General features: G+C 30.1%; 2 protein-coding genes. Both read left to right on the plus strand.

From position 1 onward, the window contains the following. Positions 1-1,695, plus strand: a 1,695-nt coding sequence (locus VK998_RS11040; RefSeq protein ID WP_325228270.1) for a peptidoglycan D,D-transpeptidase FtsI family protein, incomplete at its 5' end; no start/stop codon positions are given. Between the two features lie 62 nt (positions 1,696-1,757). Beyond that, positions 1,758-2,187 (plus strand): sigma-70 family RNA polymerase sigma factor (locus VK998_RS11045; RefSeq protein ID WP_325228272.1); only part of this gene is annotated, 430 nt, incomplete at its 3' end.

The raw sequence follows: 2,187 nt of genomic DNA on the forward strand, positions 1-2,187 counted from the left end.
CTATTATTAGCAATTGATTGGGGGATTTTTATGAAAAGATTTCAAAAAAATATAATACATAATAGAATATTGAAATATGTTTTTATTTCTACTTGGATTTTTATTCTTTTGATTGGACGATTAATATGGTTTCAAATTATAAACTATGAGTCTTTAAAAAATCAAGCTTTAAAACAAAGAGGAAAAGAGGTAAGCTTATATCCAAATAGAGGTATTATCTATGATGAAAATTTAATTCCACTAACAAACAGGGAAAGAGTGACCACTTTATTTGTGTTGAGAGATAGTATTGATAATAATCAAAATATAGAAAATTTTATATTAAAAAATACAAGTCTAAACAAAGAAGAATTAGAAGAATATTTAAACGATAATAATAAAAATAAAATTGTAGAGATACCTCTCAAGTCCCCAATTTTAAATTATAATTCCAATAAGGATATAGTAATTGCAGATAAAACATTAAGATATAGTAAAAACAATTTGCTTTCTCATGTAATTGGTTATATTAATAAATCTGAAAACAGAGGTAAATCAGGCGTTGAAAAGGTTTATGATGAAATTTTAAGAAATGGTCAACAGCAAAACTCTTTGATCATAGAATATGATGAAAACAAAAATGTATTTCTAGGCAGTAGTCATACTGTAAGTAAAAAAAAGCAATCAATAGAACCTAGTGGAGTTAAACTGACTATAGATTATCATATCCAGAGTATAGTTGAAAGAATATTGGACTTTAATAAGGTAAATGGAGCTGTCATAGTAGCAGATGTTAAGACAGGTGATATTAAAGCTTTAGCTAGTAGGCCAGATTTTCAACAAAGTGACGTAGATGAATATTTAAATAGAGATGATATGGTGTTATATAATAAGGCAATACAGGTAGCTTATCCTCCAGGTTCCTTGTTTAAATTGATTGTACTTTCAACGGCTTTAGAAGACAATATACATAATTTAAGTAAAACTTTTTATTGTAAAGGCTATGAGGAAATTGGAAATGTAATAATAAAATGCAATAATATAGAAGGGCATGGACATATAGGTTTAAAGGAGGCTTTCTCAAAATCTTGTAACTCTGCTTTTATCCAACTAGGACAACAATTAGGAAGTGTAAAAATAATTGAAATGGCAAAAAAACTAGGATTTGGAGATAAAGTTAATATTGGATTAATTGAGGAAATAGAAGGGAATCTCCCTAAAGGAGATGAACTACAAGGCCCTGCTATAGGCAATATTTCTATAGGTCAGGGCAGTATTGAAACGACCCCAATTCAAATTACAAACATGATGTTGATAGTGGCTAATAAGGGGATTAAAACTGGCATGACCATAGTGGATGGAATAGTTGATGAAGATGGATATATGATAAAAAAGTTTAAAAAGGAAAATCCTGAAATAGTACTTTCTGAAAGGAACTCAGAAATATTACTAGATTGTTTAATAGATGTGATAGAAGTAGGAACAGCAAAAAATATAGAATTGGATAATATTGGTGGCGCTGGAGGCAAGACTGGTTCTGCTCAAGCAATATTAAATGGAAAGGAAACTATACATGGTTGGTTCTCAGGTTTCTATCCTAAAGAAGATCCAAAATATGTAGTAACAATTATTGTCGAGGAAGGTCTATCTGGTTCTAAATCGGCTGTTCCTATTTTTGAAAATATAATAAAAGAAATTTATAAGATTAATAGATAGGACTGGCACCAGTACAATCCTTCATACATATACTTTAGTATGGGGAGAGTGGAGGTGCCTTTATGATTACTCAACTATTTTTTTCTTTAGGAGGGGTGATAAGACCCTTTTTAATATTAACCGGCTATGTCTCTAGTACCGATTCATTTCCAAGGCCTCTTAGCAAAGAAGAGGAAGCATACTATTTAAAACAATATGCAGAAGGAGATGAAAAAGCACGTAATATACTTATTGAAAGAAACATAAGGTTGGTTGCTCATATAGTAAAAAAATATAACAATACGGGTAAAGATATTGATGATTTGATTTCGATAGGAACAATTGGTCTTATAAAGGCTATATCTACATTTAATATTAATAAAGGCACTAGACTAGCTACTTATGCAGCAAGGTGCATTGAAAACGAAATATTAATGACTATAAGAGCTAATAAGAAATCAAAGGGAGAAGTATCATTACAAGAGCCTATAGGAATAGATAAAGAGGGCAATG

The organism is Schnuerera sp. (assembly GCF_035459645.1).
Lineage (GTDB): Bacteria > Bacillota > Clostridia > Tissierellales > Tepidimicrobiaceae > Schnuerera.